The sequence below is a fragment of the Embleya australiensis genome (assembly GCF_051903075.1).
Taxonomy (GTDB): Bacteria; Actinomycetota; Actinomycetes; order Streptomycetales; family Streptomycetaceae; genus Embleya.
The window spans coordinates 2634018-2649760 of record NZ_CP182422.1 but is presented as its reverse complement, the minus strand read 5'-3'; the positions used below and the strand labels follow the sequence as shown (position 1 = coordinate 2649760).

Sequence of the window (15743 nt, the reverse complement as noted above, 5' to 3'; positions counted from 1 at the left end):
TCGTGTACGGCTTTCGTCGTCGAACCGTCCGGTCCCGGGTCAGTGTGGACCATGTGACCGACAGGCGGAACTCAGCGCCGATCGCCGCGCCGCTCGACGCGCTGTTCCTCGGCCGAGGGCAGGGCCACGAAGCCGGTCTCGTCGGTGGGCGCGAGTTCGGAGAACGACGCCAGTGCCTCGTCGAGTTGCCGCACCGCGACCGAACTCTTGTACGGCTCCAGCTGTTTGCGGGTTTCCCGGACCCGGTCCATGCCCATCGAGTACCAGTGCATCCGCAACATGTCGATGGACTGGAACAGCCGGCCGCACGCCTCGTCCACGTCGCCCGCCTGGAAGGCCGCCTCGGCGAGGTCGGCGTACATCACCGCGCGCTGCTTGTCGCCGTTGGGCGGCAGGTTCTGCAGCGCGTCGTTGAGCGAGCCCTGGGCCTGGTCCATCCGGCGCGCGGTGAGCTCGGCCTTGCCGCGAAAGCCCCACAGCCGGGAGGCGTCGAAGAAGTCGAGCCAGGGCGGGGTGGGGGTGTTGTCGGGGTGGCACAGCAGGTCCTCGGCCCGGTCGAGCAGGTGCAGCCCGCGTTCGGGGGTGCCGCGCAGCGACTCGAACTCGGACTGCACCGCGTCGAACCAGGCGCGCATCACCGTCGGCGCATCGCGCGTAGCCGTCTTGCGGGCGAAGTCGAGGATGTCCGCCGCGGCCGTGGGGGCGGCGTCGAAGGCGGGGATGAAGGCGGTGTGCGCGAGTACGGCGGCGGCGAGCAGGGTGTCGTCCGCCTCGTTGGCGGCCCGGTAGGCGACCAGGTAGTGGTCCTGCGCGTCGTGCGGGCGGTTCAGGTCGAAGAAGGCCATGCGGCCGGCCAGCATCGCGGTCTCGGCGAGCGATGCGCCCAGGATCCGCCGGGCCCGGGCCGGGCCGGGGGCGGCGAGCAATTGGGTGCCCAGGCGCACGTGGGCGATCACCGAGGGGTAGGCGATGGCGGCGGGGGCGACCCAGTACATCTGCCGGTAGGTCCGGGTGAGCATCGCGTACTGGTCGGCGCCGACCACGGTCAGCTGGCCGGCCCGCGAGTGCAGCGGCACGGCCAGCGGGCCCGGGTCGGGGGTGTCGCGCAGGAGCTGGCGCAGCACGGCGGGGGTGGCGATCTCCAGGGACCGGGTCGGCGGCTCGACGGAGCGGGGGCCGATCACGCGCAGCGGTGGGCGGACCGGCAGGTCACGGGGCCGGTCGCCCTCCAGCCGGCGGCCGTCGACCACGGTGGGGCCGTCCTCGAACGGCGGCGCCTGGGCCGGGACGGGCGCGAGGCCGGGCGGCGGCGCGATACCGGGCGGGGGCACCGGGCCGGGTGGGGGCGCGAGGCCGGGGGGCGGTACGGGCCCCGGCGGCGGCACCGGACCGGATCGCGGCGGCGGCACGTGGCGACCGGGCGGGGGCGGCGGGGTGCGGCCGGGGATGGCCGGCGGCGCGGTGCGGCAGGGCGGCGCCGGGGGCGCGGTGCGGGCGGGCAGCGCCATCGCCCCCCCGAGCGGGCTGCCGCCGGGGGGTGGCGGTTGTCGGCGCACCCGGGCCTCGCCGTAGCCGGTCGGCTCCGAAAGCTCCGACGCCCACCCGGCCTCGCGGGCGGGCGCGGGCAGGCTCGGCGGCGCCGGTTGCTCGAGCACGGGCTGCGACTCGGGGTAGCGGTCGGCATGCCCCTCGGCATAGCCCTCGCCGTACTCCGCCGTCAGCTCCGCCTGCCACGGCGGGGTGAACCCGAGATCGGTCAGCGGCCGCTCGAACAAAGCCTGCAGGACCTGCTGATAATCGGGGGTCGGCCAGGGCGGATCGGCGCTTTCCCACCGGCGCACCTGCCGCACACTGACCCCGAGGCGGAGGCCGCATTCGAGCGCCTTCTTCTCGAACGCGTCGGCCAATTGTTGCTGGGAAACCCAGCCATGCGAGTGCCGCAGGGCCTTGAGCCGGACATTCCCGGACGAAGGACCGGCCCCCTGCCGCATGGCCATCGGCCCTCCCGGTTCACGCGTGCGGTGTGCTGTGCAGGCTGTGATGCCGACGGTACCCGCCGTGAGACCGGCCGGGGGACCTCTTTGCGGATGTCCGGAAAGCGGCGTCCTCCCCGTGTCCTCAAAGAAGTCCTTCGAGGGACCTTGCGCGCCCTCGATACGCTCCCCGCGCGCCCCCGGACCCGGTCGAGCCCGGTCCCCGGGTGTCGATTTTCGATCACCGCCGACCCCTGCTAATGTTTCCCACGCAACGCAAGCGCCGCTAGCTCAGTTGGTTAGAGCAGCTGACTCTTAATCAGCGGGTCCGGGGTTCGAGTCCCTGGCGGCGCACCGGAAGGTAGTTGTAGGGCAAGGGCGTTCTTCCCACGGGAAGGGCGCCCTTCGCCGTTCCCGCCACCCGACGCCTCGGCCGACTGCCGACCCCACCGCCTCCGCAGCCCTCTCGGGTCGCGGTCGCCACTCCGGCCAGGCGACGGCCGCCGGTATCTCCGTGCCCTGTCGATGCAAGCGACACGGACCCGATTGCAGTCGTCATCATCCCGGAATTCACCCGCCGTCCTCAGAGCTTGCTCAGCCCGGCGAGGAGTTCGCGCAGGAGAGCGACGTCGGCTTCGGGGAAGTCGATGGTCGTATGCCTTTTGCCGGCACGCTGCGGAAGTCGCGTGGCCACGTTGGTCAAAGAAAGATCGGCGTAGACCACTTTGCCGCCCGTTTTCGGAAAGAAATGGCCGACGTGTTGGGAGAATTCGTCAACGAGGATGAGGCCACGGCCACCTACCGCATCCCCGGCCGGGTCCGTGCTCGACATGACGGGCGGGTTGAGCGAGGCGTCCCACACGTGGATGGACACGTGGTCGACGAAGCCGAGCACGCGCACGTCGACGATGTTCAGCCCCTCCATCTCCTCCCATGACGGTGCCGGTGTCATAACGCCGGTCTCCTTGACGGCGTTGGTCACCAACTCGGTGATGACCAAGGCGGCCGTGTCATACAGACCGGGCACGCCCCACTGCGCCAGGGTGTGCTTGACGAAGACGCGGGAGCAGGTAACGGCGGTCGGAACGGCCGCAAGCCAGATGTTGGCGACATATCGAGGCCGCGTCCCGATCATGATGCGTCGGGCCGCCGTCCGGCCGCCGTCAGGCGCGCGGCGGTCGCCTCTTTCACCGACCACACCCGGCCGCCGATGATCTCTTGGACGAGTTCGCGCAGGATCGGCACGGGTTGGGGCTCGTGGAAGAGGTCGGCGGCATCCAGGACCACGACGTCGTGCACACCGTCTTCGAGGCAGTGCGACGCCAGGCAGGTCCAAGTGTCCGAACTCGAGATCGTTCGTTCCAGGAAGACCCGTTTCAAGGCGAAGCCTTCATCGCGCGCCACGGTGGCCAGTTGCTCGGTGGCGTCGGTCACGGCTCGGTCGTCCATGTCGGGTCGGACACGCAGGTAACCATACATAACGGGCTTCACGGTGCTCCCTTCTCAGGACCCGAACGACGATCGCATCCACGTCGTGCGGTGCTCCCGGTCACGCGGCGGCATCCATGCGGATACGGCGCGTAATCGAGTGAAGCACTGTGTTATCCGTAATGCAAGACTACATTTCGGATCCAACGAGAATTAATCTTCGAACAATAATTCGTCATTGCGAATCGAATATTCAGGTGATTACATAGCGGATGTAAGACCCCCACGAAATGTAGGAGGGTGGCAGGCGTGTCAGAGGGAACAACAGGTTCGACGGTCCCGCGCAGGCAACTCGGTCGACACCTTCGCGAACTGCGCGGCCGGGCACGGCTGACGGTGCGGGCGGCGGCAGCGAAGTTGGAGTGGTCGGAACCGAAGATCTGGCGTATCGAGACTGGTCAGACGTCGCTTCGCAGCCTTGACGTCGAAGCCATGTGCAAGGTGTACGGCGCATCCGAGGAACTGACCAAGGGCTTGATGGGACTTGCCAAGGAGACGAAGGGACGTGGGTGGTGGCATGCGTACGGCGACGTGATCCCCGAGTCCTTCGACCTGTACATCGGGCTGGAAGAAGCGGTGTCGTCGCTCGACTGGTACGAGTCGGACCTTGTCCCCGGACTCTTCCAAACCGCCGACTACGCCAAGACGTTGATCAAGGAGAGCAATCCCGAACGCGACGAAGCCGAGGTCGAACGGCGCGCTCATGTGCGCATCGAACGTCAGACGTTGCTCACCCGGGTAACGGCAGCACCCACGGTGGATGTTGTGCTGAGTGAGTCCGTCCTGCGGCGACCGGTCGGCGGCAAGGCGATCATGCGGGCGCAACTGGAACGACTCGTCGAACTGGCGGATTTGGACAACGTCGGTATCCGTATCGTGCCGTTTGGGGCGGGCCTGCATCACGGTGTCATGAGCGGCCCGTTCGTCATCATGCGCTTCCCTGTTCAGGGTGACGGCAAGTACACCGAGCCTCCCACCGTCTACGTGGACGGGTTCACAGGTGCGCTTTATCTCGACAAGCCGAACGAGATCGAACGCTACGACGCAGCGTTCACGGCGATCAAGCGGGCGGCGCTTGATCAAGCAGGAAGTACGCGCCTCATCAAGGCGGCAATAAAGGAGTTGGGCAAGTGAACGATGACCTGACGGGCGCGGTCTGGCGTAAGAGCACCCGGAGCAACGGGGACGCCAACTGCGTCGAAACCTGCGTTACGGGCGACGGCGGGCGCGCGGTACGTGACAGCAAGGACAAATCCGGCCCCATCCTTCGTTTCGCCGGTGATGAGTGGCGCGCGTTCATCGTGGGTGCCAAGTGCGGCGGGTTCGACGCGTCCTGATGCATGCATCCGGCGAGCCGGGAAGCAGTCCCGACCCCGCGCCGGGCCGGGGCTGCCCGCCGTCCGCGAGCGCTCGGTGGTCGCCTCCGGCCGGCGGCCTCGAGCGCCGGGCCCCGCTATCGCTCCGTGGTGCCGTTGATGCGGGCTATGGCTGTCGGGAGTTCGTTGAGGGATTGCAGGCGCAAGTCGGTTACCGCGATCAGTTCCGGGTCGTCGGCTACCAGGTAGCCCCAGGGGCCTCGGCGGATGTGGGCGGTGCGTAGGCCCGCCTGGTGGGCCGGGCGGACGTCGTTGTCGAGGCGGTCGCCGACGTACAGGATCTCCTCGGCCGGGCACGGGCACTCGGCGACCAGGCGTTCGAAGAAGGCCGGCTCGGGTTTGCTGATGCCCCAGTCGTCGGAGGTGGCGAGCAGGTCGACGCCCAGTTCCAGGTCGCGCAGGATGATGCCGGCGTTCACCGTCTGGTTGCCGACCACGCCCAGCCACAGGCGCTGGTCGCGCAGCGCCTTGAGGCAGGGGCGGGTGTCGTTGTAGAGGTCTTCCTCGCCGAACCACTCGGGAAAGCCCGCCTCGGCGCGCGCGGCTCGCTCGACGGTCAGGTCGAAGCCGGGCCGAAAGCGCTGGAACACCTCGCGATAGTCGAGGCCCTGCGCGATCACCGCCCCGAAGGTGGCCGCGAAGGTGTGTCGGGGCACCCCGAGCCAGTCGGCCCACGTGCCGTATTCGCGCGATTCGTCGACCAGGGTCTCGCCCACGTCGAACACCACGGCGCTGATCCGCATTACCGCTCCCGCTGTCGTCGCCTGCCGGCCCCGTGTCCTGTGCCCGTGCGTCGAACCCCTTCGTCCGCCAGGCGAGAAATGGGCCTGTCAGGCCGAGCCCGATCGGATTCGTCCGCCGTTGTGGCGACTTGTCCGATCGGCGTGCGCCCGATGGCGGAATCCTTGCCGTGCGCTCGGGCGTGGGGCCATCCAGAAGGTACCGTCTGCCCGCAGGCCCGGCGTCGTTCCGAGGTTGGATCCGGTGGATCTCGACCGAAATCGTTTTGTCCGTTACCTGGCGGTGGCGTCAGGCAGCTTCTTTGTGGCCGGAATCGATCACCGCGACAGCGGAATCCGATCCGGGCCGGCGCATCGCCACCCCACCCCGCAACCCGTCGAGCCCGCGCACCACCCACGGCGAGGCCAGTGCGCCCAGACCCATCACGGCCAGGCCCGCGACCACGTCGGCGAGGTAGTGGTTCCCGGTACCGAGCACCACCACGATCACGAACAAGGGGTAGAGCACCGCCAGCCCGCGCACCACCCGGCCGCGCCCGTGCCGCCACACCTGCCACCCGCACCACGCCGCCCAGCCCACGTGCAGCGACGGCATCGCCGCGTACTCGTTGGTCATGTGCTCCATCCCGCGCGGCGCACTGGCCCCGCCGCCCCACCAGCCCCAGGACGCGAAGTGCGCCATGGTGTCGGTAAAGCCCTCGATCATCCGGGGCGGCGCGGTCGGGAAGAGCATGAAACCGGCCAGCGAGACCACCGTCGCCACGGCCAGCGTCGTGCGCGCGCCCCGGTATCGCTCTGGGCGACTGCGCCACAGCCAGACCAGGACCAGCGGCGTCACCACGTAGTGCAGCGTCGCGTACGCGTAGTCGCAGACCACGCCGATGAACACGTGGTTCGAGACGACCTGGTTGAGCATGCGCTCGGGGTCCAGGTGGCTCAGCGACTCCACGTGCAGTATTCGCTCGGCGTTGCGCACCGCGGCGTCGGCGTCGCCGCGGACCACGAGCCGGCTCAGCGAGTACACCTCGTACAGCACCGCGATCAGCAGCAACTCGGTCCACCAGCGCGGACGCATGCGGACCTTGGCGGGGATTGACGACATCCACCCAGTTTGCAACACGCTCCGGAGCGATACGGGACCGCCCTGGCGCGGGCCGGATCGGCACGCGCGGCCATTGATGACACGTGTCACACATGATAGAACGTGTTTCACTTTTCTGTCGGGCGGACGCCGCCGACAGGGCGGGGACCGGGCGTCGGCAGGGACGTCCGGCACCGCCGGTCGCAGTTCGCGACGTGGATACCGGAGGTTGTCGTGGCCGACTCCGACGAGGTCACCCGTCCGCAGACCAGCACGCGGGACCTGGCGACGGTGCACGATCAACTGCTGGTCTGGCTGGCCGGCCGATTGCCGGAGGGGGCCGAGCCGGAGATCTCCGAGCTGCGCGCCCCGTCGGGCAACGGGATGTCGAGCGAGACGCTGCTGTTCGACGCGACGTGGACCGAGGACGGCGAGCGCCGCACCGAACGCTGCGTGGTGCGGATGCGGCCGGCGATGGACGCCAAGCCGGTTTTCCCCAGCTACGACATGGACAAGCAGTTCGCGGTCATGACGCTGGTCGCCGAACGCTGCTCGATCCCGGTGCCCGCGCTGCTGTGGAACGAGCCGGACGAGGGGCCGCTCGGCGCCCCGTTCTTCGTGATGCGCCGGGCCGAGGGCGTCGCGCCGCCCGACGTGATGCCGTACACGATCGACGGCTGGATGCTCGCGGCCACGCCCGAGCAGCGCCGCCGGCTCCAGGAGGAGTCGGTGGCCGTGGTGGCCGCGATCCACGGGATCGAGACCACGCCCGAGGAGATCGCCTTCCTTCAATACGACGGCGCCGGCGAGATCGCGCTGCGCCGGCACCTGGACGACCTGCGCGCGTTCTACGAGTGGGGCATCGAGGGGCAGCGGGTGCCGCTCCTGGATCGCGCCTTCCAATGGCTGGAGGACAACTTCCCGGCCGAGGTCGGCCCGGACGTGATCAGCTGGGGCGACGCCCGGATCGGCAACATCCTGTACGTGGACTTCGTGCCGACCGCGGTCCTGGACTGGGAGATGGCCGCGGTGGGCCCGCGCGAGCTGGACCTGGCCTGGATGATCTTCATCCACGCGTTCTTCCAGGACATCGCCACCCGCTACGGGCTGCCCGGCCTGCCCGACTTCATGCGCACCGAGGACGTGTGCGCGCAGTACGAGAAGCTGACCGGCCACACGCCGCGTGACATGCGCTACTTCGAGATGTACGCGGCGGTGCGGCACGGCGCGGTGATGGCCCGCATCGCGCACCGCCAGTGGCACTTCGGCGAGCGCGAGCAGCCCGCCGACCTCGACGAGACGGTGCTGCACCGGGGGTTGATCGAGGCGATGCTGGCCGGCACGTACTGGGAGCGCGCGGCAGATAACTGACGCCCCATCACCACCACCCGCGCGCCCGTATCGCGGCAGGCGCGCTCCCCGGGCCCGGCGGGTGTGCGCTCCGACAAGATCCCGAGGGGTTAGGCTGGACTCTTCACATCATCCGCGACGGGCACATCTGACCCGTGCGGGTGATCGTGTGTGACGGGCGACATCACGCGGACACCGTCCGTGTTGTTGTCGGTAGCATGAATCACCGGGGGCGACTCCGGGGGTAGCTGCCGGAGGTGCCGCATGACGATCGGGGGACTCGACCCGCCGGCCGGGGCCGGTGTGCCCAAGGGTGCGCCGCGAGCCGAGGGTGACGTTCCGAGCCGGAGCATGTCCGACCGCGTCGGACGACTGTCCCGCCGGCCTGTCCAACAACCCATCCAACGACTGGGTCTGGCCGCGGTCACGTTCCTCACCGGAAGCCGTCGACGCACTCCGGACGCGGTCGAACCGCTGCTCCAGGTGCATCGCGTGCACCACCCGAAGGCCGATGTGACGGCCATTCAGGAGGCGTACGCGGTCGCCGAGTTGTCCCACCGCGGGCAGATGCGCAAGAGCGGCGAGCCGTACATCACGCACCCCCTCGCGGTGGCCACGATCCTGGCCGAGCTGGGTGCCGACACCACCACGCTGGTGGCCGCGCTGCTGCACGACACGGTCGAGGACACCGACCTGACCCTCGAAGAGGTGCGCGCGGCGTTCGGCGACGACGTCACCCACCTGGTCGACGGGGTGACCAAGCTGGAGCGGGTCGACCTGGGCGACCGGGCCGAGGCCGAGACGATGCGCAAGATCATCGTGGCCACCGGTCGGGACCTGCGGGTGACCGTGATCAAGCTGGCCGACCGGCTGCACAACATGCGCACGATCCGATATCGCCGCCGGGCCAGCCAGATCCGCACCGCCGAGGCCACGCAGGAGGTGTTCATCCCGCTCGCCGAGCGGTTGGGCATCCACGTGCTCAAGTCGGAGCTGGAGGACATCGTCTTCGCCACGCTCCGACCCGAGGAGCACGCCGCCACGGCCCGCACGGTCAGCGCCAGCCAGGCGGTCACCGACGAGGCCGTGTCGAAACTGTGTACGACGGTCAAACGCGCGCTGCGCGACGCCGGGATCGAGGCGGAGGTATCGCCGCGCGCGCGGCACCACGTATCCGTGCGCCGCGTACAAAAGCGGCGCGGACGCGAGGACCTGAGCCCGTTCGACCTCTCCCGGCTGATGATCGTGGTCGACGCCGACACCGACTGTTACGGCGCGCTCGGCGTACTGCACACCTGCTGGTCGCCGATCGCGGGCGAGTTCAAGGACTACATCGCGACCCCCAAGTTCAACCTGTACCAATCGCTGCACACCGCGATCACGCTGCCCGAGGGCGACAAGGTCGAGGTACTGATCCGCACCCGTCGTATGCATCGCCTGGCCGAGTTCGGCGTCGTGGCACACACCGGCAAAGCCGAGGCGGGGCCGGACGCCCCCGAGCAGCTCGCGTGGCTGCACCGGCTGCTCGCCTGGCAGGGCGGCATCCCCGACGCACACGTCTTCTGGAGCTCGCTGACCGCCGACCTGTCGGCGGACCGCGAGCTCCTGGTCTTCACCCCCGGGGGACGCCCGCTCACCCTGCCGGCGGGCTCCACGTGTGTGGACGCGGCCTACGCGATCGACGAGCAGACCGGCCACCGATGTATCGGCGCGCAGATCAACGGCCGCCTGGTGGCGCTGAGTTCGGTCCTGGCGGACGGCGAGACGGTGTCCATCATCACCGCTCCGCCCGGTGCGGCGGCACCGTCGAAGGAATGGCTCTCGTTCGTCCGCAGCCCGCTGGCCCGGGTGGCGATCGAGGCCTGGCTGGCCAAGTATCCGAACGGCATCGAGGGCCGGATGGATCCGCTGCTCGCCCCGCCGCTCGGCAACCTGGCCGCCGCGGGCGAGGCCGCGCCGACCCTCCCGGCGAGCCGCCCGGAGTCGGCCGGCGTGCCCGACGAGGCCGCCGCCCAGGCCCCCGCCCGAACCCGACGGGCCCCCTCCGACCCCGGCGAGGCCGTGGTCAGCGTGCCGGGCTCGCCCGGAGCGCCGGTCCGCCTGGCCCGCTGCTGCACCCCGGTCCCACCGGACGAGCTGGCGGGCTTCGTGATCCGCGGCGGCACGGTCGCGGTACACCGGGCCGACTGCACCAACGTCCAGCAGATGCGCCGCGCCGGCCGCGACGTGGTCGCCGCGTCCTGGCTGCCGCACCAGGCCGACCAGGGCTACCGGGTCACCCTGCAACTGGAGGCACTGGACCGCCCCCGCCTCCTCGCCGACGTCACCGCCGCGATCGACGCGGAGGGCGCCGACATCACCTCGGCCTCGATCGCGCCGCCGCAGCAGATGCGCGTCCGACAGACCTACACGATCCGCCTGGCCGACCTGGCCACCCTCCCGAAGCTGCTCCGGGCGCTGCGCCGGGTGCAGGGCGTCTACGACGTCTACCGGGCGAGGCCGCGCGTACACCCGAGGGTGGCGGACCGACCCTAGGGTCGGTCCGATCCGCCGGGCAGGTCCTGGGACCGGTCCGATCCGCCGGACAGGCCCTGGCTCGGCCGGTTGCGTTCGGGCTCGGCGCCGGCCTCCGCCACGTCGCCGCGCAGGACGTCGTTGAAGCGGGCCAAGTGGTCCGCGAGCGCGCCCAGTTCCTCCTTGGGCCAGGAGGCGAACCGTTCCGCCATCACCGCGAGGCTGCGCCGGCGCGCGTCGGCGAGCCGCAACCGGCCGGCCTCGGTGACGGTGATCAGGTGCGATCGGCGATTGGTCGGGTCGGTGGCCCTGGCGATCAGCAGGGCCTCCTCCAGGGAGGTCAACTGCCGACTGATCGTGGTCTTGTCCAGGCTCAGCAGGCAGGCCAGTTCCTTGCCGGTCGAGGTGCCGCGCTCCTCCAGGAGTGCGAGCAGGTGGAACTCCGCCTGGGTGATCCCCGCGGCCTGGAGCGGAGGAGCCATCAACAGTCGAATCAACCGGGTGGCGGCACCGACCTCACGGACCACTCGCCGCTCAACGCTGTCCGACATCGCCTTGCTCCTCATCACCGCGCACCCTGAATGTGCGCCAAGCGTGCCGGAAACGGTTGCAAAACACAACAAGCTGCGCCGGGTGGGGGATGGGGGCCTCGGACGGGGACGGGGCGCGGAGGGGGTGGGGGAAATCCGGGGGCGGGGGTGGGGCGTGGGGTGGGCGAGACGGGGTCGTGGGATGAACGGGCGTGTTGCTGGGGGCGCGGGGTGGGCGGGGACGGTGCTGGGGGGCGTGGGGTGGGCGAGGCGTGGTGTCGGGATCGTGGGGTGAGCGAGACGGGGAGCCGGGGTCGTGGGGTGAGCGGGGTGGTGCTGGGGTGTGGTGAGGCGCGGTGCCGGGGTCGTGGGGTGAGCGAGACGGGTAGCCGGGTCGCGGGGTGAGCGGGGCGGGGCGGCGAGGTCGCGTCGGCGGCGTTGCTTTTTGTTGGGCGCTTCGTGCCGGCTCGCGAGGGACCACTTTTTCTTTCCCCCGCTTCGCTCCTCCAAGAAAAAGCGGCCCCTCGCTCGGGGCTGTGCGCCCCTCCGCTTCGCTCCGGGTCACCCAGCCCAAACTTTGCGGCTCCGCCGCTCTCCGCGCTGCGCGCGTCGATCCCGGGGGTGGCCCGGGTCGTGGGCGCTGACGCGCCACGGGGGTGGCGGTCGGGGACGCCCGGCCCCCGACACGACGCGGACCACCCCCGAGACGGCCACCGCCGCGACCCGGGCTCTCCCCGGCGACCCGAGCCGTCGGCGCAACCCCGTCGGCGCGTCAGCGCCCCCGACACAGGCCGCCCGCGTGATCGACGCGCGCAGCGCGGAGAGCGGCGGAGCCGCAGAACTTGGGCCGGATGGCCCGGAGCGAAGCGGAGGGACAGCCGGCCCCGAGCGAGGGGCCGCTTTTCTGCGGAGGAGCGAAGCGGGGGAGCGGAAAAGTGGTCCCTCGCGAGCCGGCGCGAAGCGCCCAACAAAGGTGATCATGTCGATTGCCAGGGTTCCCGCGATGCGATCTCCGCATTAGCGTTGATGCGCTCCCAACCCCCGGTACCAGTCGCTCGCAGTGTGCAGGAGGTGGACCCACCGGATGCTGGATCGGACACAGGCCCTGGCCGAACTGACCGGACCCGAATCGGCCTACGCGATCGAGGAGGTCGTCCACGACGGCATTCCCTGGCGGGTGCTGAGCAAGGCCCCGCCGACGCTGCGCGCGGTCTTCGAAGGCCTGATCGGCCACGGCGACCGGGACGCGCTGGTCTACCAGGGCGAGCGGATCTCCTACGCCGAACAACACCGCCTCGTCGCCCACCTGGCCCGACATCTGGCCGACGAGTACGGCGTGCGGCGCGGCGACCGGGTGGCCGTCGCGATGCGCAACCGGATCGAATGGCCGCTCGCGTTCTGGGCGATCCAGGTGCTCGGCGCGATCGCGGTACCGCTGAACGCGTGGTGGACCGTCGACGAACTCCGCTTCGCCCTGGAGGACTCCGGCACCACGGTGCTGATCTGCGACGACGAGCGGGCCGAGCTGATCCGGGGGCGGCCGAACGGCGCGCTGCCCACCCTGGTGGCCGGCCTCGACGGGCCGCCGGCGGCCGGCGAGGCGGACCTGACGGCGCTACTGCGCGGGTTCACCGGCGAGTGCGCGCTGCCGGACGGCGGCCCGGAGCCGTTCGACGACGCGACCGTCATCTACACCTCCGGCACCACCGGACGCCCCAAGGGCGCTGTCGCCACCCACCACAACCACACCACCAACCTGCACACGATGGAGCTGACCAGGGCCGTCGCACTGGCCCGCGCCGGCTTGCCCACGGCCGAGCTGGCCAAGGGCCCGGCCGCGCCCGACGGGTCCCCGACCGGCCCGCCCGCGCCGGGCAGCCTGCAGGTCTACCCGTTCTTCCACATCGCCGGCCTGTCCGGCCTGTACATCGGCGCCGCCCAGGGCGCCAAGTTGTGCCTGATGCACCACTGGGACACCGCCACCGCGCTCGAACTGATCGAGACCGAGCGGCTGTCCACCGCCAACATGGTGCCCACGCTGCTGCGCCGACTGGTCGAGTCGCCGCTGCGCGCCGGGCGCGACCTGTCCAGTCTGACCAGCCTGGGCATGGGCGGCTCGCCGGTGCCGCCGGACCTGGTCGGCCTGGTGGGCGGCATGTCCGGCAACACGATCGTCCCGCTGAACGCCTACGGGATGACCGAGACGACCTGCGTGGTAGTGGTCAACTCGGGCGACGACTACTACGAACACCCGGACAGCGTCGGGCATCCGGTGCCGGTCGCGGATCTGCGGGTGGCCGACCCGCTGACCGGGGAGGAACTGCCGATCGGCCGCACGGGCGAGATTCGGGTGCGCGGCCCGCACGTGGTCCGGGGTTATTGGAATCGGCCCCGGGAGAGCGAGGAGGCGTTCCCCGACGGGTGGTTCCGCACCGGCGACCTCGGCTACGTCGACACCGACGGGCGGCTGTACGTGGTCGACCGGCTCAAGGACGTGATCATCCGAGGCGGCGAGAACGTCTACTCGGCCGAGGTCGAGGCGATCCTGTTCGAGCACCCGGCGATCTCCGAGGTGGCCGTGGTCGGGGTGCCGCACCACGACCTGGGCGAAGAGGTCGCGGCGGTGGTGAGGCTGCACGTGCCCGGCGCGGCGAGCGCGGCCGAACTGCGCGGGCACGTGGCGCGCCGGCTCGCCGCGTTCAAGGTGCCCACGCTGGTCCGCTTCACCGAACGGGCACTGCCGCGCAACGCGGTCGGGAAGGTGCTGAAGCGCGAACTGCGGGACATGCTGGCGCTGTGACGGACGACGGCCGCGGGCGACTCGGGAAGGCCCGCGCCCGCCCCGGCCTCCGCCGTCCGGTCAGGACCCGTCGCGGGCCAGGGCCGCGCCCTGGTCGCCGTGGCCGTCGAGCCGGTGCTCCCAGAAGGTGAGTTCGTCCCACAACTCGATCACCAGCTGGTGCTCGGCGCCCAGCACCCGGATCACGTCGGAGATCAGCGTGCGCAGCTGATGCACCGCGGTCATGAAGTTGCCCGCCTCGCCCTCCCGGCGGGCCCGTTCGTGCCGGATCTGCAGGGTCTCGATGTGGTCGGTGCCCATCACCCGCACCTGGTCCGGCAGCAGGTTCCGGAGCAGCTTGGCCGCCTCCGCGGGCCGACCCGCCGCCGCCGTCCAGTGCGCCCGCCGCCGCCGCGCCCGCAGTGTGCGCGGGTCGAGCGCGCCGCGCAGCGGGCCGCTGTCCGAGATCACCTCGCGCAGCAGCCGCATCGCCGCCGTCGGATCGCCGTCCCGGCCGAGCCGGTCCGCCAACTGCTCGCGCATCCGCAGGGTCTCCGGGTGGTCGTGGCCGAACGCCCGGACCTGCCGCCCGATCTCGTCCCGCAGCGCCTGGATCGAATCGTTCGCCCGCACCGGCCGCGGCCCGGTCGGCGGCGGCACCAGTCGCACCGGCTGGTCCACGGTCGGCTGCGGGTCGATCGTCGTGACCGACTCCGGCGCCGGCACCCCCCACGGTTGCGGCGCGAGGTTGCGCGGCGGCTTGACGGACAGGTCGTCCAGCCGATCCCGCACCTCCGCCGCGTTCGCCGGCCGATTCTCCGGCCGCTTGCTGAGCAGCGCCAGGACCAGGGCGGCCAGGTCCTCGGGCACCTCCAGCCGGGAGTTGCGCACCGACTCGGGCGGCTTCTCCAGGTGGGCGTGCATCGTCGAGTGCGGGTGGTCCAGACCGAACGGCGGCGCGCCGGTGAGCATTTCGTGCAGCACACAGCCCACGCCGTACAGGTCGGTGCGGCCGTCGACCGTTTCGCCGCGGATCTGCTCGGGCGCCATGTACGCCGGGGTGCCGATCATGCTGCCGGGCAGGGTGATGCCCGCGCGCGAGGATTCCTTCTGCATGTAGCGCGCTATGCCGAAGTCGAGCACCTTGACCACCCCGCGCGAGGTGACCATGACGTTCGCGGGCTTGATGTCGCGGTGCAGTACGTCGCCCGAGTGGGCGACGTCGAGCGCGTCGCACAGCTGGATCGCCCAGCCGATCACGTGGCCGATCGGCAACCACGCGCCGTCCGCGACGAGTTGGGCCAGGGTGCGGCCGGTGATCAGCTCCATCGCCAGGTACATGACCTTGCCGTCGGTTTCCCGCATGTCGGCGGATGCGGCGCCGAGCGCGGAGGTCACCTGCGCGTCGTGCAGCGTCTCGGCGTCGTGGTCGAACACCCGCGTCGCGACGTCGCCCGGCCGCTGCGCGATCGTCGGCGCGGCGTTCTCCGGGCCGGCGGGGGGCGGCTTCCTGGGGTGGGTGCGGTTCGGTTCGCCGGGGTGCCGGATCACCTGCTTGAGGCCGCGGTCGTGCACCACGATGATGTTGGGCGAGGAGAGCCGGCCGAGGATCAGCGCCTCCTGGCCGAAGCGGTCCATGCTGTTGGATCCGCCGAAGGACTCCTTGAGCACCTTGACCGCGACGAAGCGCTGCATCTTGCGATCCCAGGCCCGCCATACGGTTGCGTTGCCGCCCGAGCCGAGCTTTTCGTCCAGCCGATACCGGCTGCCGAGCCACAACCGAGCCACCGCAAACGCCTCCCCGTACGCGCCCTGTGGATGTGATTGTTTCGTAGCGGCGTCCGTGGGGGGAACCGTATGCGACATCGCCTCGGGGACGGGGCCCGGGTCCCGCCGGGTTCCGCGCGGTCGT

General features: G+C 70.7%; 12 protein-coding genes and 1 tRNA gene. 6 read left to right on the top strand and 7 right to left on the bottom strand.

Annotated elements, in window-relative coordinates:
- Positions 1 to 71: 71 nt before the first annotated feature.
- Entirely contained in the window at positions 72 to 1997 is a 1926-nt protein-coding gene (locus tag ACMXN5_RS11130) for a hypothetical protein (protein ID WP_439675119.1), read from the bottom strand.
- A gap of 256 nt (positions 1998 to 2253) precedes the next feature.
- Here ACMXN5_RS11130 and ACMXN5_RS11125 point away from each other — a divergent pair.
- Positions 2254 to 2327 (top strand) — tRNA-Lys (locus ACMXN5_RS11125).
- A gap of 229 nt (positions 2328 to 2556) precedes the next feature.
- Here the strand turns inward: ACMXN5_RS11125 and ACMXN5_RS11120 are convergent.
- Together ACMXN5_RS11120 and ACMXN5_RS11115 are read right to left on the bottom strand one after the other, a co-directional pair.
- The gene (locus tag ACMXN5_RS11120) at positions 2557 to 3108 is read right to left on the bottom strand and encodes an ATP-binding protein (protein ID WP_439675118.1); all 552 of its coding nucleotides are present in this window, start codon (positions 3106 to 3108) and stop codon (positions 2557 to 2559) included.
- Positions 3105 to 3407 (bottom strand): hypothetical protein, encoded by a 303-nt coding sequence (locus ACMXN5_RS11115; protein ID WP_439675116.1) that lies wholly within the window; start codon positions 3405 to 3407, stop codon positions 3105 to 3107. The genes ACMXN5_RS11120 and ACMXN5_RS11115 overlap by 4 nt, the downstream gene beginning before the upstream one ends.
- Positions 3408 to 3710: 303 nt before the next feature.
- Here ACMXN5_RS11115 and ACMXN5_RS11110 point away from each other — a divergent pair, with 303 nt between their 5' ends.
- Complete coding sequence (locus ACMXN5_RS11110; protein WP_439675114.1) at positions 3711 to 4595, top strand: helix-turn-helix domain-containing protein; 885 nt, start codon at positions 3711 to 3713, stop codon at positions 4593 to 4595.
- On the top strand, positions 4592 to 4798 hold the full coding sequence (locus ACMXN5_RS11105) for a DUF397 domain-containing protein (RefSeq protein WP_439675112.1): 207 nt from the start codon (positions 4592 to 4594) through the stop codon (positions 4796 to 4798). The genes ACMXN5_RS11110 and ACMXN5_RS11105 overlap by 4 nt, the downstream gene beginning before the upstream one ends.
- 116 nt (positions 4799 to 4914) lie before the next feature.
- On the opposite strand, the gene ACMXN5_RS11100 is transcribed toward ACMXN5_RS11105, so the two are convergent.
- Both ACMXN5_RS11100 and ACMXN5_RS11095 read right to left on the bottom strand, forming a co-directional pair.
- Positions 4915 to 5580, bottom strand: coding sequence for an HAD family hydrolase (locus ACMXN5_RS11100; RefSeq protein ID WP_439675110.1), 666 nt, complete (start codon positions 5578 to 5580; stop codon positions 4915 to 4917).
- 286 nt (positions 5581 to 5866) lie between these two features.
- Positions 5867 to 6679, bottom strand: coding sequence for a phosphatase PAP2 family protein (locus ACMXN5_RS11095; RefSeq protein WP_439675108.1), 813 nt, complete (start codon positions 6677 to 6679; stop codon positions 5867 to 5869).
- A gap of 213 nt (positions 6680 to 6892) precedes the next feature.
- On the opposite strand from ACMXN5_RS11095, the gene ACMXN5_RS11090 reads away from it, so the two are divergent.
- On the top strand, positions 6893 to 8029 hold the full coding sequence (locus ACMXN5_RS11090) for a phosphotransferase family protein (RefSeq protein WP_395789671.1): 1137 nt from the start codon (positions 6893 to 6895) through the stop codon (positions 8027 to 8029).
- Positions 8030 to 8272: 243 nt separating this feature from the next.
- Positions 8273 to 10543, top strand: a complete 2271-nt coding sequence (locus ACMXN5_RS11085; protein WP_439675106.1) for a RelA/SpoT family protein — start codon at positions 8273 to 8275, stop codon at positions 10541 to 10543.
- On the opposite strand, the gene ACMXN5_RS11080 is transcribed toward ACMXN5_RS11085, so the two are convergent.
- Positions 10540 to 11073, bottom strand: coding sequence for a MarR family winged helix-turn-helix transcriptional regulator (locus ACMXN5_RS11080; protein ID WP_439675104.1), 534 nt, complete (start codon positions 11071 to 11073; stop codon positions 10540 to 10542). The genes ACMXN5_RS11085 and ACMXN5_RS11080 overlap by 4 nt on opposite strands.
- A 1063-nt stretch (positions 11074 to 12136) precedes the next feature.
- Between ACMXN5_RS11080 and ACMXN5_RS11075 the strand changes: the two genes are divergently transcribed.
- Positions 12137 to 13852 carry a class I adenylate-forming enzyme family protein gene (locus ACMXN5_RS11075; RefSeq protein WP_439675102.1) on the top strand — a complete coding sequence of 572 codons (1716 nt, stop codon included), beginning with the start codon at positions 12137 to 12139 and terminating at the stop codon, positions 13850 to 13852.
- A 60-nt stretch (positions 13853 to 13912) separates the two neighbouring features.
- On the opposite strand, the gene ACMXN5_RS11070 is transcribed toward ACMXN5_RS11075, so the two are convergent.
- Complete coding sequence (locus ACMXN5_RS11070) at positions 13913 to 15619, bottom strand: protein kinase domain-containing protein (RefSeq protein ID WP_439675100.1); 1707 nt, start codon at positions 15617 to 15619, stop codon at positions 13913 to 13915.
- Between the last annotated feature and the right edge of the window lie 124 nt (positions 15620 to 15743).

Coding starts and splice junctions, on each gene's coding strand:
- ACMXN5_RS11130 (WP_439675119.1), bottom strand. CDS start 1,997: ATGGCCATGCGGCAGGGGGCCGGTCCTTCGTCCGGGAATGTCCGGCTC.
- ACMXN5_RS11120 (WP_439675118.1), bottom strand. CDS start 3,108: ATGATCGGGACGCGGCCTCGATATGTCGCCAACATCTGGCTTGCGGCC.
- ACMXN5_RS11100 (WP_439675110.1), bottom strand. CDS start 5,580: ATGCGGATCAGCGCCGTGGTGTTCGACGTGGGCGAGACCCTGGTCGAC.
- ACMXN5_RS11095 (WP_439675108.1), bottom strand. CDS start 6,679: ATGTCGTCAATCCCCGCCAAGGTCCGCATGCGTCCGCGCTGGTGGACC.
- ACMXN5_RS11085 (WP_439675106.1), top strand. CDS start 8,273: ATGACGATCGGGGGACTCGACCCGCCGGCCGGGGCCGGTGTGCCCAAG.
- ACMXN5_RS11080 (WP_439675104.1), bottom strand. CDS start 11,073: ATGTCGGACAGCGTTGAGCGGCGAGTGGTCCGTGAGGTCGGTGCCGCC.
- ACMXN5_RS11075 (WP_439675102.1), top strand. CDS start 12,137: ATGCTGGATCGGACACAGGCCCTGGCCGAACTGACCGGACCCGAATCG.